The sequence below is a fragment of the Amazonocrinis nigriterrae CENA67 genome (assembly GCF_016056305.1).
Taxonomy (GTDB): domain Bacteria; phylum Cyanobacteriota; class Cyanobacteriia; order Cyanobacteriales; family Nostocaceae; genus Amazonocrinis; species Amazonocrinis nigriterrae.
Map to the genome: position 1 here is coordinate 73,238 of NZ_JAECZC010000019.1, position 19,194 is coordinate 92,431.

The window sequence follows — 19,194 nt, forward strand, 5'->3', positions numbered from 1 at the left end:
TTGATTTGGGTATTGCTGTGGCATTGATGGCGATCGCGATCGCTTTATCTGCCTGGGAAAAATTAGGGCTAGAGTTAAATTTAGCCATCGCTACTGGGAGAACTATTCTACAACTACTCGTATTAGGATACGTTCTAGACTTCATCTTTGCTTTGGACGACGCTTGGGCGGTTTTGGCAATTTTAACAATCATGCTGACGATTACGGCGATTGTCGCACGAAATCGCATCAGTCAAAAAATTCCCTATGTATTGCCTTTGGTATGGGGGGCAATTTTAATTAGTACTGCTTTGACACTGGTTTATACCAACTTGTTAATCATTCAACCAGAACGGTGGTATGAACCGAGGTATGTGATTCCCTTAGCCGGAATGGTGTTAGGCAATGCCATGAATGCAGCTGCGATCGCTGGAGAACGTCTTGTTAGTATCATTAACACCTCGCGTTTAGAAATAGAAACTCACTTGAGTTTAGGTGCAACTCCCCAACAAGCAGTTAGTCAATACCGCAAAGAAGCCATCAGAGCAGCATTGATTCCCACTTTAAATCAAATGATGCTTGTGGGTATGGTTGCCTTACCAGGAATCACCACAGGACAGTTACTTGCGGGAGTCAAACCCCTTGATGCTGTCTCCTACGAAATTTTAATTATCTTCATGGTTGCTGTTGCTAATTTATTGACAACAGTTTTAGTCACTAAAGGCTTGTATCGTCAATTTTTTAATTCCGCCGCCCAGTTGGTCAGATGAGGTGATTTAGGGAAGTTCTAACAAAGCTAGAGATCCCCGACTTCTCCAAAACTTACGCACAGTTGATACTCCTCATGCCAAAGACATAACGTTCAGGCAACGGTCAAGGGTCAACCAGCCCACTCTGGAAGCAATCCCGACGATGGGATCAATGCTTGTAGTAGAGACGTTCCGGTGGAACGTCTCTACCATGTTTTTGTATCAGAGATTTCGTGAAATGGTATTACTCGTTTACCTGATGTTTCCACCCTTCGGGTTTTGCACCGAATGTAGGTAGAAAGTCACTAGCTTTACACGCTTTCAAAGCTAGCTGAGAGTTTTGTTACTCCCCGCTTTGAAAACATCTAACGACACTGGCGATATTTGACGTGATAAACCAAACCACGGTGAGCAAGGTCAAAGGAGTCAACAGTCGCCATTCCTTGACCATTGGCGGTCATCGCAGCATTCACCCGCATATTGACACTATCGCCACAGCGTGACCAGACATCAGCTAAAGTCACTAATTGGTCTCGAACACTGTAGTCGCTTTCGCCTCTAAACGTCCTAGAAAAAACAGGGCCACGCTGACCAGCAAAAAAGTACTCTGCTCTTAGTCTCCCAGTTGTAGAGGGAGCAACATAGCCTCGATAGTCAGCATCGTAGAGGGAAATTTGAAAGCCTTGGGGTACTTTAATCGGAATGCTCAAGTTACAGCTTTTGCGCCTTTCTGATGCCTTATTCCCCACAGCAATAAACTGATCAAATAGAATACTTAGCTCTTGACCATCGGGACTGACGCTCACAGCAGCAGATCCTTCTGGACAACCGTTACCACCATATTCTGCACCTAAAATTTCAACTTTGTCGTTAGCAAGGGCGGGGCCGATAGAAGCCGTAATCAGTGTTGCGGCTGCCAAAAAAGCTTTGACCAAGTTGATAGATGTTGTCTGAAAGCTTCGATTATTCATTACTCACCTAACCTGAGTATTGTGGATAGTGTTAGATCCAAATTTGATAAAAATAATTCCGCAAAAAATATCGTTAAAAACTATATTTATTGGCAGATAAATAATCATGTATGAGTTATAACAATTTATTAATTTTTTGTATGAAAAAAGCCTTTCATAACAGCTTATATTCAGTCAAATAACCAACTCATTGATGAGGAGATTAACTAGAAGTTTAAAAACTGCATTTATAGAGGTTGTAAATTAAGAATATGTTTGCAAGCAGTATGTGCTTAGCCAATTCTAGCCATCATTTACACCTCAATATTATCGATAGCTAGGCTAATATAGTTTACTCTAGCTACATTTATATGCTGAGGTAAAGTGAACTATGATTGAAGTAAGTGTCTGATATAAATATTCAATATAGATAAGTAATTTTAGTCAAAATTACTACAACAATAATGCGCTAAAATTGTATAAATAAAGAACATTTTCGTACTGACAAAATCACATATTTAGTGCTTTACAAGTAGTGATAGTTTATCCACTAATTAATTTTGATTTTTGACTTATAACTTTTGAGCCAAGCCTTTGATATTCAATACATACTTAGTTAAAGACTAAAATTTTTCTCTTGTGTTCCCACAAAACTGTAGTAAGCGATCGCGCTTTTTTTGAGCCGTCACAAGGTTGCAATAGCAGTGTGACTGATGACTGATGACTGATGACAGCCATCACAATAGATATACAATCTCTATGTGGAACAGCTTATGAGTCTTTTTTGTCTAGTTCACGGTGCTTTCCAAGGTACTTGGTGTTGGGATTTGCTAATTCCCTACTTAGATGCACAGGGTCATAAAACCCTAGCAATGGATTTGCCAATTGAAAATGCCTCTGCTACTTTGTCTCAATTTGCAGATACAGTAATTCAAGCGCTGCCAAACACCGATGATGATATTGTGCTAGTTGGTCACTCAATGGCTGGTACCATAATTCCCTTAGTTGCAGAAGCGGTAAAAGTGCGTCAACTAGTGTTTGTGGCTGCGCTGATTCCCTATCCTGGAATCAGTACACTCGACCAATTTTCTCATAGTCTTGATTCTGATACGCTGAAATCATTCAATTACCAGCCAAAAGAGCCAAGTATACTCCAACAGTTCCACAATGAGCCTGATATGTTTGAACCAGGTTCAGTAGGGAAAGATTTTTCAGACGAAGCAGTATTAAGGGATTTGTTCTTACATGATTGTCAACCAGATGTAGCACAGTGGGCAATCTCGAAAAGCCGCTCGCAACAATGTATGGCATATATTTATGAAACGAATCCTCTAAAAGCTTTGCCTTCAGTTGAGCGTAAATATATTGTTTGTACCAATGACCGAATACTGTCTCCTGTATGGTCACGTTACGCTGCACGCCAGCGCTTAGGAGTCGATGCTATTGAACTAGCTTGTGGACATTGCCCCCATTTGTCTTGTCCTGAACTTCTGGCCTCAGTATTGACTATGGGGAGTAGGGAGTAGGCAGTAGGGAGTCGGGAAAGAGTTTTTTGTTTCTCACATTTACTTAACGTGAGTTCGATGAGTACTGTTATGACCTCTCCCCCAACCCCTCTCCTCGTAGGAGAGGGGGGTAAAAGAGTGATATTTTCGTTGTTCCCTAAAAGGCGAGGGAGGTTAGGAGGGAGAGGTTTGTCGAACTCACATTTACTTATCCCCTTTTGAGTTTGGGCTGATTGTTGCTATAGCGAAAAGTATTGTCAAGCGATCGCTATTTTAAAAGGTTAAACTCCTAATCCTCTCCAAACACTAGAATGGAAGTTGATGTTCTCTAATAGCTAACGTGTCAGAATCTTTGCCATTGCGCGATCGCTATCTCGCCCTCATCGACGAAATCATACAACTGACTCTCCAGGGCAAAATTAGCTCTGGAGAAATGGTGTATCAAATGTTGCAAAAAGGACTGACTTCCGGCACGGGGGAAGTATTTGAACTGGCTTTGAGCGATCGCACCAGTGCTATCACTAGCTTAGTAGACAGTGAAAAAGATGAACTCAAAAAAGCCAAGGCTACTCGCAGTTTGAGGGCTATTAAGACGATCCAAAGTCAATGGCAACGTTATGGAGAACAAAACAAAGCCACAGAAGCGATCGCTACAGCTGCTAGAGAAATTACCACAGCCGAGGCCAATGAACGTTTAGCTACATTCTTACGTTTTACTGACCCGAATCAGAAGCAGCTATTGAATGTGCAACAACTACAGCAGTTGTCAAAAGCATTACAACAATTCGCGCTCACCAATTCTGATTTACAGCAACTATCACAAGGAATTACCCGTGGTTTAGCAGCTTGGCAGCGACTACAAGACCATTTGCTTGACTGGATGTATGAGCAAAATCGGCAATTGGGATTTGGGGGAGTACCTGGAGAAAGTGGCCCCTGGGCAATTTGGGCCAAGGAAGTTAAAAGTGACTTACCCCAAGCGCTATTTCGTACCCTGGCAATGGAGCAATCTGCAATTGAATTTGCTCAACAGCAAAGTAATATGACTTTGGGCGACTGGGTAGAACTGGCATTAATTCTACAGTATGTGCAACGGGGGTTAGTCAATTGGTTTGACCAACAAGCTTACAATATCCAAGCAGGCTCAAAGTTGTCCATTTCGACTTACTTAACCTTTGCTGTCATTTGGAGTCAGTTGGCAAACGGTTTTCATAACACAGCGGCAGTGTATAGTAATGGAGCTTCGCAAGTTATGCTGCAAATTCTGCGAACCTTTGCTCTGCGTCCTTACTTTCCTCTCTACGGTGGGATTTTCGCTTCTTTTTCAGGAAGTTATTTGCGGGATGCCCTAGATTATTTAGATGAACCGCTGCGGCAAGTGGAGAAAACCCAAGAAAAAGCCCGAATATTGACACTTTTAGGTTATTCTCAGCGTGCCTTGGGACAATATCAGCGGTCAATTGAATTTCATCAGCAAGCATTGGAGATAGCCAGGAATGCAGGCGATCGCCCCTGTGAAATCGCCAATTTCAACCATCTCAGCCGTACTTATGTGCAAGAACAAAATTATACCGAAGCGATTAATTATAGTCAGCGGGCATTGATTTTGAGTCGGCAAGCAGGCGATCGTACAGGAGAAGCCAATGCTCTGGTTAATTTAGGTTACAGCGAAGTGATGCAGGCGCAAAAGCTGGAACAAGTAGAACCAGAAATCTATGAATCAGCAATTAACTATTTAGAGCAAGGTTTAAAGTTATCAGAACAATTAGGTGATATTCAAAGTAAAGCTTTATGTTGCAGTAGCTTAGGCATTGCCTATTTAGTTACTGGAGAACCGCAATCAGCAATTACATATTTAGAAAATGGTTTTAAGACAGCACAAATTTCTGGTGATTTATACCTCCAAGGACGAAATTTAGCTTACTTAGCAGAAGCTTATTACCAACTGCTAAACTTTGAAAAAGCTGTTTACACTGGCAGTCTAGGAATGTATTTTTTGGAGCAAATTGCCTCTAGTGAATGGCGACAACCAGCAGGTTTACTGACAATTTTACAAGGACAAATAGGGGCAGAAGCTTTTCAAAATTTATTACAGCAAAATCAACCTAAAATTAAAGCAATTATTGGTGTAGATGGTTACGATCATATTCCGCAATTGTTAGAAATATACAAGCAAGATATGTAATATGGGAATCATAACTAACTTAACCGGACTTGATATTATTTAGGCACTTACCAGTAATAAAATCCCCAGCCCTGCGTTTTGCTTTTCAGGCACAACGCCCACAATTATCGGGTTTAGAAGAAATGTATTTGATAGGGCTGGAGATTTTATTTTTTAGATCTACTTCAGGTGTACCTGCATCAAATATGGGTACTAATTTCCTTCTCTTAGCTACTTATTACCTTTAAATACCACTGTATTGGAATCAAAGAATTGATCTTGGGAAATACTGCCTGGTTGAGTTCCTTGTACCTTTCTAATGGCTAAACTATTGTCTTTTTTGTAGATATAGCGAAGACCATCAAGTTTACCTTCTTTTCTGAGTCTTTCCCAGTCTTCCCCATTGATTTTGAGGGAAACAACCTGACCGCAACCGTTAAAGTACATATCGTTCGTAATCACACCCCCTGACCAACCTGTGAAAGCAAGAGGTTGTTCCCAAAACACTTGAGTAGTAGTAGCCGAGCCTGTATTTAATGTTTGTTGACAACTATTACTAGCAGCAAATGCTACTTGTTGACCTAGTGACAGGCTTAAACATAGTGCGAACAACAGAGCAATGACAATTTTTTTCATAATCAAAATTCACCTTTTGAGAAAACTACAAAATGCGAAACATTAACCAAGCAAACGGTTAAAGCACAGTTTCACCACTACCGCTAGGATCTAACTCTTTGCTGGGACTGATTTGACGTTCAATATCCCAAAGGATGACATCACCATTATTGACAACAACTGTGTCAATTCCTATATCATTGGGTTCGTCGTTAATTGACAAAACCCAAAATTCTTCTGTTTCCGCTTTAATATCACCAATTTTGGTGACGATTTCTCCGTAAGCATCAATATTGTCTGTTTCAAATTTGAAAGATGGTTCTTTTTCAGCCGCTTTGAGCATAGCTGTACGGACAGTTTCGCCTTCAACCCACGGTACTTCCTCTATGTTGAAAATCACTTTTCCGTCATCAAATACAAGTATTGTGACATCACCTTGCGACGCTGAGGAATCTGCAAGCGCTGGACTGATTACCAGTAACAACACTAACACTGTTACGGCTAAAGCTTTGAGTATTTTCATTTAAGACTCCGTTTTTCAATTTTTTTAGTACCATCCATCTTTAATCATTTTTGGATACCTTGAATCAGCCCAAGAACAATTAAAGATTTGAGGTGACGAAATTTGTTCATAGTTTGTATTCCACATGAACATAGCAATATTTTTTCAAATTGAAATTAAAAAAACAAGGACATTTAAGACAGTTAAGACAGTTAAGAAAATCTTTATTGAAACTTTATATTTTATAGTTCTATGATTTCTTACTTTTCCTACTTTTCCTACTTTTCTTACTTTTATATAGGACTCATATTTGATTTTTGAACAAAACTCAGTACACCTTTATTCCTTCTTCCCAGTCCCCATTGCCCCTAATCCCCACTCCCTGCGGTCGTGGGGGCCCCGAGTTCCCCAGTCCCTTACCTCTACGAGTGATTCAGAAATCAAATCAAATTGCTATAGAGAGTGTTTCAAAAATAGTTATGATATTAAATTTCGGTTTTATGGTGATTTTAATGAAATATTGTGATAAATGCCTTTTTTTGCCAAAGGCGGCCGCGATCGCCCTTCGTGGTGCTGCTTGCTCTTTAAATCTGATGTCGTCCTGAAATTATTCAATTTCCTCACAACGAATTAACAGCCTTTCCATCGCTTCTGCCAGAGAAATCAACTCTGTCCAAGAAGAACCACTAACTAAATTTTGGGCGTGGGCTAATCGATTTCGCAGCTGTTCAGCAGATTTCAGGAAACGTTCACCAAAGCGCTTTGATTTGAGTTCAAGTTTTTCCAGAAGTTCTGGTTGATTTAACACCAACTCTCGTTTATCACAAAACTGGAGGTAATCTAACAAATCTGTTGCTTCGTTTCTTTGCTGACTCTCTCGCCATAGTTTTTGTGCAACCCCTAAGCGTTCAGGTTTGAGGACTTTTTGCCAGGAATCTTGCGGATAATAAAGTCGTACCAACCGCAGCAAATTCATTTCTAAAAGTGTCACCAAACCAAACAGCAACATGCGTGCAGGTGCTTTTTGCAAGTCACCACAGGTTACAATGCCACTTACCTGATTGCAGTCTAAGACAAACAATCGCGGAGTTTGTTGCAAAATAGGCAACAACTTGATCAAAGGGGTGGAAATGGCAATGAGTTCTTTGGGATGAAACACCCGTTGAAAATCACTGCACTTACCAGATTTTGCTTGCATCAAACTAGAGCGTTCGATGTAGCCTGTGATAGTGTCTCCCGTTTCAATGCCAACAACATCAAAATCCTGTGTCTGCATCCAATGCAGCACTTTTGTAACCTCTGCCTCAGCTGGCACAGCTTTGAGTGATTCTGCCACATATTCAATGGTGATGTTGTTCTCAAACAAACTCCGTAGGTCTTGGGAACGGGATTTTAGCTGTTTCATCTGCCTTTAGCGCCATAAGACATCCCAGGATTAGTATTTCATGTCAGCCTGCATGGTGTCAGTGCAAGCTATGAACTTCTGTAGATGCCATCTGTGCAAAAGTCTAACGAAAAACTGCAAGTTAATGCTTGATTGGCTCTTGTGGGAGATTTGCTGATAAAAAATTGATGTTTCCCCTGAAAGCGGCAGGAAACTGCATTTTCTTGTGGATGGTCGAGGCTGCTTCCCCCACTGCTTGGGGTATTGGGAAGCTAGTGCCCTCAGAAGGCGATCGCAAACCATGTCGATTTCAAAACTTTTTGATCTACTAAAATTAAGCTTTTTGTTTAATTTAAGGTTAAATTCACAATACTATTACAGCTTCAAGCTAGCAAATATTATGCTCGCTTAAGTTATTTAGACATTGCTCAATGTTTGATTGATGCTTTATAACTATTATTTTGACAGACTTAACTTGCTGAAGATTTTGATATCTTGACTTAGTTTTTTAATATTTATCAATAAGATTTGGAAACCAAAGGTGATTTTGATTTATATCTGGCGATTTTTCCTTGATCAATAGCAAATTCGTAAAACCATTTAATAATAATTATCAAACAGCAAGCTCAACTATATACTATGTTTTCTCCTCATACCAAAAACTAACTCTTAAGATAGAAGGCTGTAATAAATAACAGTTTTATCTTAGAAAATAGATACATTAATTATCAATTATGTAAGGAGACTTTTATGCCGAATCAATCAGAAGAAGGGCGTGAACATCATCGTGGCCCAGACAAAGGTGAAGCTTATGGAGTAGCCGCAGTAACTCAAGCACTTTCAGGTATAGACTTTCCTGCTAGTAAAGAAGAAATACTCCAAAAAGCAAAAGGTCACGAAGAAATTCACTGGACAAAAGACAAAACAGTAGATTTAAAATCGTTACTTGAACAAACAGGGCAAGAGCGGTTTGAAAGTATGCCGGAGTTAGTCGAAGTCATTAGTCAAAGCACAAGAGAAGAAGAAACTGCATAGTAAGTAAACTAATGCTTGTACTATCTGGTGATTTTATCAACTGCTGATACTAATTTGTTTAGTATCAGCAAGAAATCCATTTATTTATGTTCTTTCTTTCGTCTACTAAGACAGAATGAATAACTTTTTACTACGAAAGCCTCATCCCATTATCTTGTCGTTTTTGAAGCTTTCTATGCAATATTGCTACTTTTATTAGTTATATTATTAACTCAATACTACTTAAAAATAATTTTTGTTTCGCTGTTATATTTTCTGCTCTTTATTTACCTTTTGTCGGTTTATTTGGTTAGGTGCAAGATATGAGCCTCCCACGGGCGCGATTAATGCTCCCGCAAAATATGAAAAAAGCACATTTTTATGATATTTCTCAAAACCTTACTGTATAACGGTTCTAAAATGTGCTGGTTACAGCCATTTTCAGATGTATAGACTACAGCTAGGGCTGGGAGTGGAGAGTAGGGAGTAGGGAGTGGTATGGTCTATTGATTTGAAAACTGCTGTAAGAGTTTATTCCTCTTTCCTGCAAGGAGGAGCCACTGCGCGATCGCGCAATGGCTCCAAGATAGCGGGTTCGCCGTTAGGCGTTCTCGTACCCCTACGGGGAAGCAAGCTAGCAAGAGCGTCTTTGTCAGGAGAAGAGTAGCCGCACCAAGCGTCTACAGCAAGAGCGCACTTTGCTATATCAACGTGAGTTCGATGAACCTCTCCCCAACCCCTCTCCGACGCGGAGAGGGGCTTTAAGCTCCTTGCTTAGTAAAAATACTTCAAGCGCCCAGACCCTAAGAGTCTGAGCGCTTGAATAATAGGTTGCAGAGAAACTTCTGCTATGTCACGTCATTAAACAGGCATCATTTGCATAGATCTACAGGATTCTGCACACTTGCGGCAAGCAGTAGCACAATCCATCATCATTTGATCATCGCTCATTTGTTCACAAGTCATTGCACAGCGATCGCACATTTCCGCGCAAAGCATACAAGTGCGTCCCATGAACTCAGAACCACCCATGATCATATTCATACACATCATGCACATTTCAGCACAGTCACGCATCATGCTCATCATGCTCATGTCCATTTGGCTGCCTTTGGTCATGCAGTGAGTCATGGCTTCCATACACATTTTGTGACAATCCATGCAATCGTCCATGCAAGTTTGCATTTCGGGGGTTATGGATTCAGTCATCATCATCATCATAGGAAATGCCTCTTGATTTATTGATGTATTGAGAGTGCCCTAACAAGGACTACTCATAACAGTAATCGTATTCTTTTTAAGAGTCAATGGAGCGTTTTATTACATAATTTATCAACCACTAATTCCGATATAATTACCGGAAATTTCATCTAATTCCACATAAATTAGTGTTGTTTTTATGGCAATTGTTGCTCAGTCAGGGTTTGAATCCCACATTGCTTAGTGGGGATTTATTCAGGTAGTAAGTATCTAACTGGAGATGGCAATAAAAACTTAATATTTAGTGAAATAATGATGTCATATTTTTTTAACAAATGCCTCAACCAAAGCATTTATTAAGTTTTATAAAATTGCAAATAGATACATATGAATATAGTGCTTAACAAAGCAATAAGAAACTCCATCCCCTATTGGATAGAGTTTTTCAGAATGGAGAATTGGAAAGCACCTAGAGAAATACCCAAATTTCTAGCAAAGTGCTGAGTGCTGTAGACGCTTGGTGCAGCTTTCCGCAGGGTGGAGCCAGTGCGCTATCGCGGTTTCCCGACAGCCGCGCACCTGGCGTTAGAAAGCAAGTTATTTCAAGGCTTTGAGCAATCAACACTGTCCTCAACTATGCTTCGACTGCTATAACAGTCAACAGTTATCATCAAGTGATATTCGACAACTGGGAAATAGCCGTCATGGGAAATGGGAAAACCATTCCCCATTCCCAATTCCCCATTCCCAATTCCCCATTTTTATCTGAAAGCATTCTCTAAATCAGCTTGTAAATCCAGCGGATGCTCAATTCCTACAGAAAGACGGATTAAATTATCCTTAATTCCACGTTTAATTCGTTCTGTTTCTGGTATGGAACCGTGGGTCATTTTGGCAGGATAGCACAGCAGTGATTCCACTCCTCCCAAGCTTTCAGCTAGCAAAAACAATTTCAGTTTAGAAACGAATCTTTCAACCTCAGCCAAACCACCTTTTAATTCCAAACTAATCATTCCGCCAAAGCCAGACATTTGTTCTTTTGCTAGTTGATGTTGTTCATGACTGGCTAACCCTGGATAATAAATTCGCTCTACTTTCGGATGCTTTTCTAAAAATTCAGCCAAAAATAAAGCATTTTTTTCATGTTCTCGCATTCTCACAGCTAAGGTTTTAATGCCTCGCAGTACTAACCAACTATCAAAAGGACTAGGAACTGCCCCGATCGCGTTTTGATAAAACTTCAGTTCTGTGTATAATTGCTCGTTAGAAGTGACAACTGCACCGCCAATAATATCGCTGTGTCCCCCTAGATATTTGGTTGTGCTGTGAACTACAATATCAGCTCCTAAATCTAAGGGTTTTTGAAAATAAGGACTAGCAAAGGTATTATCGACTACTAGAACGATATTGTGTTTCCTAGCAATATTTGCTAATGCTGGAATATCAACAATTTTTAACAATGGGTTGGTGGGAGTTTCAATCCAAATTAATTTGGTATTTGGTTGAATGGCTGTTTCAAAATCAGCCAAATTGTCAATATCTACATAAGTAGTCGTCACACCCCAATTTTTCACAACTCTTTCTAGCAAGCGGTAAGTACCTCCATACAAGTCATCACCTGCAACAATGTGATCGCCACTTTTGAGTAGACTTAATACAGTGGTAGTAGCAGCTAATCCAGAGGCAAATGCTAAACCATATTTAGCATTTTCAATTGAGGCTAAAGCCTCTTCTAAAGCATTGCGGGTTGGGTTTCCTGTGCGAGAATATTCATATCCTTTGTGCTGACCTATTGCTTGTTGTTCATAGGTAGAAGTTAAATAAATTGGTACGATTACAGCACCTGTTTGTGGGTCTGATTGTTGACCTTCATGAATTGCTCTAGTTTCAAATTCCATGATTTTTTCCTTGGTTAGTTTTGGCTTTAACTAAATCAATAGATTTCTTGCATAAATATTTTTTTTCACGCAGAGACGCAGAGGCGCAGAGGAGAAAAGAATGCAAAAAGTTTAAGTAGGGTGCGTCATGGCTTTAACCTAACGCACCACCTTATATTGCTTCATCTTTCAATTGACTAATCCAATATCTAATTAAATCGGCTCTGGTGATTAATCCAATGGGGACATCATACTGCGTTATAATAATTCCTGTTGTTCCTGATAAAAGGACTCGGTAAGCTTCGGAAATATCAACTTGTTCATCGAGAATTGGCAGCGGTTTACCCATAACTGCGAGAACTTCTTGGTTAGAAAAGTTGATGCCATCATGAAGAAATTTCATCAAAGATGCCTCATTGAGGCTACCTACCACATGATTGTTATCAATTACTGGTAACTGTGAAATATTCAGCTTTTGCAGTAGGTTGGTAGCTTGGCTCAAGGTATCGCGGGGACTAACAGCAACTAAAGAAGGAAAATCTGTTTTCTGAGCTAAAATTTCACTAACTTTGATGGCTCTTACTGTTTTACCTTCCCAAAAACCATTTTCCTGCATCCAAGCATCGGAGTAGATTTTATTGATGTAGTTTCTTCCTGTATCTGGTAACAAGGCTACAATATATTTTGGTTCTGATAATCGAGTTGCATATTTAAGTGCTGCGGCTACTGCTGTACCACAGGAACCTCCCACTAATAAGCCTTCTTCTCGTGCAAGACGACGAGCCATATTGAAAGATTCTTTATCACTAACTCGAACCATTTCATCGACTATTTGGCGATTAAATGTTTTGGGGATAAAGTCTTCACCAATGCCTTCGACTTTGTATGATTTGGGTGTGTCTCCTGAAAGTATAGAACCTTCTGGATCTGCACCAACAATGACTATATTTGGATTTTGTTGTTTGAGATATTTGGCAACTCCTGAAATTGTACCACCTGTGCCCATTCCTGCTACAAAAACGTCAACTTTTCCCTGGCTATCTGCCCAAATTTCTGGGCCAGTGGTTAAGTAATGGGCTAGAGGATTATCTGGATTTTCAAACTGATTTGGTCTGTATGCTCCTGGTATTTCTTTGGCGAGTCTTTCTGCTACGCCGTTATAACTTTCTGGTGAGTCGGGTGCTACTGATGTGGGAGTGACGACTACTTCTGCACCGTAAGCTTTGAGGAGGTTAATTTTATCTTGGCTCATTTTATCGGGCATGACAAAAATACACCGATATTTTTTCACTGCTGCAATTAATGCTAGTCCTACACCAGTGTTGCCTGCGGTAGCTTCTATTATGGTTCCCCCTGGTTGCAATTGACCTGTTTTTTCTGCTGCTTCTATCATGGCGAGGGCTATTCTATCTTTGGTGCTTCCGCCAGGGTTGAGATATTCTACTTTGCCATAAATGGGGGAGGATATATTATCTGTTACTCTGTTAATTCTGACTAATGGAGTTCTACCAATTGCTTGTAAAATGTTGTCGTAAGTAGACATGGTTACTCCTAGTTGGTGATGAGAAATATGTGGTTATGGGTCTTTCATGGATAAATTAGGGGATGTTGAAACGAACCGCAAAGGCGAGGCAGCGCCGTGGGCGGGTTTCCCGACTTGAGGAGCCACTGCGGTCTTGGGGTCTCCCCAAGTGGAGCAAGTGGCGTGCGACTGCCGTCGCAAAGAGCGCAGAGAGAAGAGTGTTAATTTTGAGGCAAGAGCAATTTTTTAAGTTTTCATTTAGGCTGTTGCTTTGAGTTTGAGTAAGTTATTGGCGGCTGCTTGCAGGGTTTCAGGTTTTTTACTGAAGCAAAAGCGAATGAATGATTTTCCTTTGTCTGGTTGGTTGAAAAAGCTGGAACCAGGAACTACGGCTATACCAATGTTTTTGATTAGGTGGTTGGTGAATTCAATGTCGTTTTTGTAGCCAAATTTGGATATGTCTGCAAAGACGTAATAGGCTCCTTTGGGTATGAAGTAGGGTATGTCAATTTCATCTAAGATGTTTAAGATGGTGTCTCGTTTGTTGTGGTAAAGTTTGGCTAGTTCTTGATAGTAGGTTGGTGGCAGTTGCATGGCGGCTACTCCGGCTCTTTGCAAGGGTGCAGGCGCACCGACGGTTAGGAAGTCATGTACTTTACGAATCGCTCCTGTGAGTTGGGGGTTTGCTAAGATGTAGCCAACGCGCCATCCGGTGACGCTGTATGTTTTGGATAGACCGTTGATGGTAATGGTGCGTTCTTCCATTCCGGGAAGGGTGGCTAAGGCTATGTGTTGGGTGTCATCGTAAAGGATGTGTTCGTAAATTTCGTCTGTGAATGCTAGTACGTCCCATTTCTGGCAAAGTTCGGCTATCAGGGTGAGTTCTTCACGGGTGAAGACTTTACCTGTGGGGTTGTGGGGGGTGTTGATGATGATGGCTTTGGTGTTGTCGTTAAATGCTTGACGTAATTCTGTTTGGTCAAATGTCCAGTCGGGGGGATGCAATGTAACATATCTGGGTGTGGCACCAGCTAAAATGGCGTCGGGGCCGTAGTTTTCGTAATAAGGTTCAAATACAATCACTTCGTCTCCTGGGTCGATGGTTGCTAACATGACAGCTGCCATTGCTTCTGTTGAACCGCAAGTAACGGTGATTTGTGTTTCGGGGTTGATGTCTAAGCCTAAATACCACTGGACTTTTTTGGCGATCGCCTGCCGAAATGCGACATCGCCCCAAGTTATCGCATACTGGTTAACATCGGTTTCTATTGCTTCATAGGCTGCTTGTTTTAATTCCGTCGGACAGGGAAAATCAGGAAACCCCTGTGCCAAGTTCACAGCACCATATTGCAATGCTACCCTTGTCATTTCCCGAATGACAGACTCTGTAAACTGGCTGGCTTTGGCTGATATTTTTTGGCGCTGAATCTTGGTCACTTTCCCTGTGCCTCCCGCTTATCTGTGTTAAAGTTCTATGGAAATTGGTAATTTCCAGGTAAACTACATAATATCTGTAAATTTACAGTAGTATACTCAATTTCTAGAACTCTAATAAACGCAAGTCTTGAACTCTCAGCCGGATTCCTGATAGATTATTGAAAATAATTATTAATAATTGAAGGTACTGTACCAGAATTATTATGAAATCTCTGCACCGTCCCGATTTATATGGCTGGTCTACTTTCAATCCTGCAAGAAATATTGATTTCAATGGGATTGCCTGGATACGCCCAGATGGTAACATCTTGATTGATCCAGTAGCCTTATCAAACCATGATTGGAATCACTTGCAATCTCTCGGTGGTGTGGTTTGGATTGTGCTGACGAATTCAGAACATGTGAGGGCAGCCAAGGAAATAGCGGATCAAACCTATGCTAAGATAGCCGGGCCAGCGGCGGAAAAAGATAATTTCCCTATACGTTGCGATCGCTGGTTGTCTGATGGTGATGAGTTAGTCCCAGGACTAAAGGTGATTGAACTCCACGGTTCTAAAACTCCTGGAGAATTGGCTTTGCTACTAGAACAAACAACTTTGATTACCGGGGATTTAGTGCGGGCACGGAAAGCCGGTAGTTTAACTATCCTACCAGATGATAAGTTGATGAATAAAAAACAAGCAATTGAATCAGTGCAGCGACTGGCACAATTAACTCAAGTAGAAGCGGTATTGGTGGGCGATGGCTGGCCTGTTTTTCGCGATGGGCGCGATCGGCTTAAGGAATTACTCGCAACGTTGTGATTAGAGAAAGTCGGCGGGAAATTCTACTTTCTGACCTCATCGCTAAATTAATTTAACGTGAGTTCGATGAGTACTGTTATGACCTCTGCCCCAACCCCTCTCCTACCTTGAGAGGGGGGTAAAAGAGTAATTTTTTCTTGTTCGTCCCTCCTAAAAGGCGAGGCAGGTTAGGAGGGAGAAGTTTGTCGAACTCACGTTAATTTAGATTTTCTGTGCTTACTTAAAAATCACGAAATTCCTTGCCGTGCCATACGCGTAAGACAAATATAGTATCTTCTTCACGGAGGTAACGAACCACGTAGTTTCCGGCAATCAGTTCACGCAGGTTTTCAAGCTCCGGGACAGGACGGCCTACGTCAGGATAAAGTACAAGTTTTCCTATAGCCTGCCTAAGCCGTAGCGATACTCGCTCTGCCGCCTGTGGATTGTTTTGGGCAATGAACTCTCTTAGCCGTACTAAGTCCTGTACCGCACTTTCTGAGAACAGAAGCTTCATATCTTCGGTGCAGGAGTTTCGACAGTGGTTCCCCAAGTTTCAAGCCACTTCATAACTTCCTCTCCAGAAACGACCCTTTGCGCTTGAATGTCAGCGATCGCTTCTTGTGTCTCTTCAAGCATTCTCAGTTTTTGCTCCTCCCGTGCAATGTACTGCCGTAGAGCGTCGTTGATTATCCAGCCTTTCGTCCGTTGCAATTTCGCTGCCGTCACTTCAAGCTTCTCTTCGAGGTCATCATCAAGTCTGAAACTTGTGGTACTCATATTTTTACCTGATATAATGCATTATACTGCATTGCAGTATAACAAAAAATGCCCTATTCCCAACCTCAACCAAATAATCTCGCTGCGTAAGTCCTGAATTTATTTCTTGAAGTTCCCTTTCCCACTAATCTATGGTAAGTTTAACTACAATCTAGCAGCTAGTCTGTTGTTCAGCTGACTCAGGATTTATAGCAACAGATGATAAAACTCAGACACACAAAGACTTTTCACCCAGTCCCCATTGCTCCTAATCCCCACTTCCTGCGGTCGTGGGGGCCCCGAGTTCCCCAGTCCCCAGTCCCCTGCTATATATGGCAGACAACAGTACAAGTAATTCTAATTCTCAAACAGAGTCTATTCTTAACGCTAGTGTCAGCGATCAAGCAGCAGAGTCAGACTCGCTCGGCTTTGAACCTTATGTTACAGCTATTGCTGAATTTTTAACCAATCCTGTAACTCAACCGCCGTTAACTATTTCCATAGAGGGTGCGTGGGGTAGCGGTAAGTCTTCTTTTATGAAGCAACTCCAGAAAGCTATTGAAGAAAGTCAACAGAAAAAGTTTGAGAAGAAGTTACAAAACAATCTGGGGAAGTTTGAAGGCAATGCAAGGGCAAATATTAGAAAGTTTACCCAGCACTTACCAAACAGGCTTGATGACACTTTTGAATTTATTTCTATTCTCAGTTTATCTATTTTAATTAGTATATATAAAACTTTACGCTTAAATATTAATAAGTTTAAACCTAGACCAAGGACAATTTGGTTTAATGCTTGGAGACATGATAAAGCTGAGGCTTTATGGGCAGCCTTTGCACTGGAATTTCTGCGTAAAATCTCTCAATTTCGCCATCGTAGCGATATCTTTCCGATTTTAACAGGTAACTTGAGGCTGCTTTTGCTTCGTTTCGACTGGAAAAACGGATTTCAGCTAATCTTTATAGTTCTGTTTGGTTTATTTATCATCATCACACTGGCTGTTGTGGCGTTGCAAAAAGTAGACGAATTATTGCAGAATGGAAATCAGATTAAGCAAGCCTTCAAGCAACTTTTTCAGCAAAAGTTAACTCTTTCACCAGAAATTCTGAAAATTATAGTCTATGGATTTTCAGTCACAGGTTTTATATCACTTTTGCTCAAACTCCTAAATGTAGGCGACCCCAAAAACGATTTAACTAAATATCTCAAATCGCCTAATTATGAAAATCAAACTAGTTTTGTCGAAAAGTTCCACGAAGACTTCAAAAAGATTGTAGAAGCATACGCGGGGAAAAATAAAGTATACGTTTTTATTGATGACCTTGACCGTTGTGAACTTCCTAAGTCTGCTGATTTGATGCAGGCGATAAATATGATGATAGCCAATGACCCGCAATTAATTTTCATTCTGGGTATGGATAGAGAAAAAGTAGCGGCGGGTATTGCAGTCAAATATAAAGAAGTGATTCCTTATGTAGCCCTTGATGTGGAAACATCAGCTAGCTATGGTTCATCTATTAAAGCAATGGAATATGGTTATGCTTTTTTGGAGAAGTTTATCCAAATTCCTTTTCAAGTACCACAACCGGCTCAATCAGACTTTCAGCGTTTTTTAGATCAAATCGCCCTTCCTGTACCGCAAAAAAAGAAACCCAGTTTTGCAAAGTCTATTCGCAATTATATTTTTAGATTATTAAGACAATTGAATAATCAGCAACAGTCAAGCCCAAATTTAGCAGAATCAACTCCAATAGTCCCACAACAACAGCAAATACAAACCCGACAAGAAACCAGATTAGAACGTCGTGAGAGAATCAAACTGGATGTAACCCAAGATTCTCAAACAGTGCGGGATATTGTGTTAATGGTCGCCCCTGCTTTAGATTATAATCCCCGTCGTTTGAAGCAGTTTCTTAATTTGTTTAGACTCAAAACCTATATTGCCAGCAATACGGGTCTATTTGATGAAATAGTTTTTTCCGGTACATCTATTAATCAACTTTTGACTTTAGAGCAGTTGGGCAAATTTACTGCTATTGCTGTAAAATGGCCGAGACTAATTGTTGATTTAGATGTAGACCGCCAGTTACTAAAAAACTTACAAAAAGCTGCGCTGAATCATACTGCTGACTTTGACTTGAGTCAATGTAATGAAATTACAAAATATTGGGGTAGTAAACTAAAATTAATCGAACTACTCCGCTATCCTCAATATCATGCTTCACAATCAGAGATAATAGATATAGATGAGAAATATAGCCTGGAAAAAGTAGATGTAGATAAACTCTTACAAGTGTCGCCAGGAACTCAAGATGACCTCAGTTCTGAAAGAGGCGTAGACTACACCAAACTGCGCGACTTCCTAGCAGCAAGAAACTGGAAAGAAGCTGATAATGAAACTTATTTGGTGATGTTGCAAGCTGTAGGAAGAGAGGAAGGCGACTGGTTACGTCCAGATGAACTTTTAAACTTCCCCTGCACTGACCTGCACACAATTGACCGCCTGTGGGTTAAATACAGCAATGGGCGTTTTGGCTTCAGCGTTCAGAAGAACATTTACTTAGAAGTCGGCGGTAAGCTTGACGGGAAGTTTGATGAAGAAGTCTGGATCAAGTTTGGCGATCGCGTGGGATGGAGAGTGGAAGAAAACTGGATAATATGGACGCAAGTAACTTTTGATACCTCAGCCCCTTGGGGACACCTCCCTGTTTTTACCTCAGCCCCTTTTTGGTTGGATGGGGGTAGGGGTTTTGGGGT

Annotated in this window: 17 protein-coding genes; 7 read left to right on the top strand and 10 right to left on the bottom strand. The window is 40.8% G+C overall.

Annotated features, from left to right (window positions below; translation table 11 throughout):
• A partial coding sequence (locus I8748_RS12945; protein WP_198124989.1) for an ABC transporter permease occupies nt 1–749 on the top strand: 749 nt, incomplete at its 5' end.
• 344 nt (nt 750–1,093) lie between these two features.
• On the opposite strand, the gene I8748_RS12950 is transcribed toward I8748_RS12945, so the two are convergent.
• On the bottom strand, nt 1,094–1,699 hold the full coding sequence (locus tag I8748_RS12950; RefSeq protein ID WP_198124990.1) for a DUF4360 domain-containing protein: 606 nt from the start codon (nt 1,697–1,699) through the stop codon (nt 1,094–1,096).
• Nucleotides 1,700–2,451: 752 nt separating this feature from the next.
• On the opposite strand from I8748_RS12950, the gene I8748_RS12955 reads away from it, so the two are divergent.
• Both I8748_RS12955 and I8748_RS12960 read left to right on the top strand, forming a co-directional pair.
• Nucleotides 2,452–3,204 (top strand): alpha/beta fold hydrolase, encoded by a 753-nt coding sequence (locus tag I8748_RS12955; RefSeq protein ID WP_198124991.1) that lies wholly within the window; start codon nt 2,452–2,454, stop codon nt 3,202–3,204.
• A 319-nt stretch (nt 3,205–3,523) separates the two neighbouring features.
• On the top strand, nt 3,524–5,368 hold the full coding sequence (locus I8748_RS12960) for a tetratricopeptide repeat protein (RefSeq protein WP_198124992.1): 1,845 nt from the start codon (nt 3,524–3,526) through the stop codon (nt 5,366–5,368).
• Nucleotides 5,369–5,578: 210 nt separating this feature from the next.
• Here the strand turns inward: I8748_RS12960 and I8748_RS12965 are convergent, their stop codons facing one another.
• The 3 genes from I8748_RS12965 to I8748_RS12975 all read right to left on the bottom strand — a co-directional run bounded on the left by I8748_RS12965 (nt 5,579) and on the right by I8748_RS12975 (nt 7,869).
• On the bottom strand, nt 5,579–5,983 hold the full coding sequence (locus I8748_RS12965; protein ID WP_198124993.1) for a hypothetical protein: 405 nt from the start codon (nt 5,981–5,983) through the stop codon (nt 5,579–5,581).
• Nucleotides 5,984–6,041: 58 nt separating this feature from the next.
• Nucleotides 6,042–6,485, bottom strand: coding sequence for a DUF4430 domain-containing protein (locus I8748_RS12970; protein ID WP_198124994.1), 444 nt, complete (start codon nt 6,483–6,485; stop codon nt 6,042–6,044).
• 586 nt (nt 6,486–7,071) lie between these two features.
• Nucleotides 7,072–7,869: a hypothetical protein gene (locus tag I8748_RS12975; RefSeq protein WP_096553212.1), complete on the bottom strand. Its 798-nt coding sequence runs from the start codon at nt 7,867–7,869 to the stop codon at nt 7,072–7,074.
• 729 nt (nt 7,870–8,598) lie between these two features.
• Here I8748_RS12975 and I8748_RS12980 point away from each other — a divergent pair.
• Nucleotides 8,599–8,883 carry a DUF2795 domain-containing protein gene (locus I8748_RS12980; protein WP_198124995.1) on the top strand — a complete coding sequence of 95 codons (285 nt, stop codon included), beginning with the start codon at nt 8,599–8,601 and terminating at the stop codon, nt 8,881–8,883.
• Nucleotides 8,884–9,355: 472 nt separating this feature from the next.
• Nucleotides 9,356–9,529, top strand: coding sequence for a hypothetical protein (locus I8748_RS12985; protein WP_198124996.1), 174 nt, complete (start codon nt 9,356–9,358; stop codon nt 9,527–9,529).
• Nucleotides 9,530–9,723: 194 nt separating this feature from the next.
• Here the strand turns inward: I8748_RS12985 and I8748_RS12990 are convergent, their stop codons facing one another.
• The 4 genes from I8748_RS12990 to I8748_RS13005 all read right to left on the bottom strand — a co-directional run bounded on the left by I8748_RS12990 (nt 9,724) and on the right by I8748_RS13005 (nt 14,898).
• On the bottom strand, nt 9,724–10,083 hold the full coding sequence (locus I8748_RS12990; protein ID WP_198124997.1) for a four-helix bundle copper-binding protein: 360 nt from the start codon (nt 10,081–10,083) through the stop codon (nt 9,724–9,726).
• 740 nt (nt 10,084–10,823) lie between these two features.
• On the bottom strand, nt 10,824–11,963 hold the full coding sequence (locus I8748_RS12995; protein ID WP_318781218.1) for a cystathionine gamma-synthase: 1,140 nt from the start codon (nt 11,961–11,963) through the stop codon (nt 10,824–10,826).
• A 148-nt stretch (nt 11,964–12,111) separates the two neighbouring features.
• Nucleotides 12,112–13,482: a cystathionine beta-synthase gene (locus I8748_RS13000; RefSeq protein ID WP_198124999.1), complete on the bottom strand. Its 1,371-nt coding sequence runs from the start codon at nt 13,480–13,482 to the stop codon at nt 12,112–12,114.
• A 237-nt stretch (nt 13,483–13,719) separates the two neighbouring features.
• A complete protein-coding gene (locus tag I8748_RS13005; RefSeq protein WP_198125000.1) occupies nt 13,720–14,898 on the bottom strand; it encodes a pyridoxal phosphate-dependent aminotransferase in 1,179 nt (392 codons plus the stop codon).
• A gap of 203 nt (nt 14,899–15,101) precedes the next feature.
• Between I8748_RS13005 and I8748_RS13010 the strand changes: the two genes are divergently transcribed.
• Nucleotides 15,102–15,701, top strand: coding sequence for an MBL fold metallo-hydrolase (locus tag I8748_RS13010; RefSeq protein WP_198125001.1), 600 nt, complete (start codon nt 15,102–15,104; stop codon nt 15,699–15,701).
• Between the two features lie 220 nt (nt 15,702–15,921).
• Here the strand turns inward: I8748_RS13010 and I8748_RS13015 are convergent, their stop codons facing one another.
• Together I8748_RS13015 and I8748_RS13020 are read right to left on the bottom strand one after the other, a co-directional pair.
• On the bottom strand, nt 15,922–16,197 hold the full coding sequence (locus tag I8748_RS13015; protein ID WP_198125002.1) for a type II toxin-antitoxin system RelE/ParE family toxin: 276 nt from the start codon (nt 16,195–16,197) through the stop codon (nt 15,922–15,924).
• The gene (locus tag I8748_RS13020) at nt 16,194–16,460 is read right to left on the bottom strand and encodes a CopG family ribbon-helix-helix protein (protein ID WP_198125003.1); all 267 of its coding nucleotides are present in this window, start codon (nt 16,458–16,460) and stop codon (nt 16,194–16,196) included. Before I8748_RS13020 ends, I8748_RS13015 begins: the two co-directional genes overlap by 4 nt.
• A gap of 311 nt (nt 16,461–16,771) precedes the next feature.
• Between I8748_RS13020 and I8748_RS36275 the strand changes: the two genes are divergently transcribed.
• Nucleotides 16,772–19,194, top strand: a 2,423-nt coding sequence (locus I8748_RS36275) for a GUN4 domain-containing protein (protein ID WP_404800305.1), incomplete at its 3' end; no start/stop codon positions are given.

Coding starts and splice junctions, on each gene's coding strand:
- I8748_RS12950 (WP_198124990.1), bottom strand. CDS start 1,699: ATGAATAATCGAAGCTTTCAGACAACATCTATCAACTTGGTCAAAGCT.
- I8748_RS12955 (WP_198124991.1), top strand. CDS start 2,452: ATGAGTCTTTTTTGTCTAGTTCACGGTGCTTTCCAAGGTACTTGGTGT.
- I8748_RS12965 (WP_198124993.1), bottom strand. CDS start 5,983: ATGAAAAAAATTGTCATTGCTCTGTTGTTCGCACTATGTTTAAGCCTG.
- I8748_RS12970 (WP_198124994.1), bottom strand. CDS start 6,485: ATGAAAATACTCAAAGCTTTAGCCGTAACAGTGTTAGTGTTGTTACTG.
- I8748_RS12975 (WP_096553212.1), bottom strand. CDS start 7,869: ATGAAACAGCTAAAATCCCGTTCCCAAGACCTACGGAGTTTGTTTGAG.
- I8748_RS12980 (WP_198124995.1), top strand. CDS start 8,599: ATGCCGAATCAATCAGAAGAAGGGCGTGAACATCATCGTGGCCCAGAC.
- I8748_RS12990 (WP_198124997.1), bottom strand. CDS start 10,083: ATGATGATGATGATGACTGAATCCATAACCCCCGAAATGCAAACTTGC.
- I8748_RS13000 (WP_198124999.1), bottom strand. CDS start 13,482: ATGTCTACTTACGACAACATTTTACAAGCAATTGGTAGAACTCCATTA.
- I8748_RS13010 (WP_198125001.1), top strand. CDS start 15,102: ATGAAATCTCTGCACCGTCCCGATTTATATGGCTGGTCTACTTTCAAT.
- I8748_RS13015 (WP_198125002.1), bottom strand. CDS start 16,197: ATGAAGCTTCTGTTCTCAGAAAGTGCGGTACAGGACTTAGTACGGCTA.
- I8748_RS13020 (WP_198125003.1), bottom strand. CDS start 16,460: ATGAGTACCACAAGTTTCAGACTTGATGATGACCTCGAAGAGAAGCTT.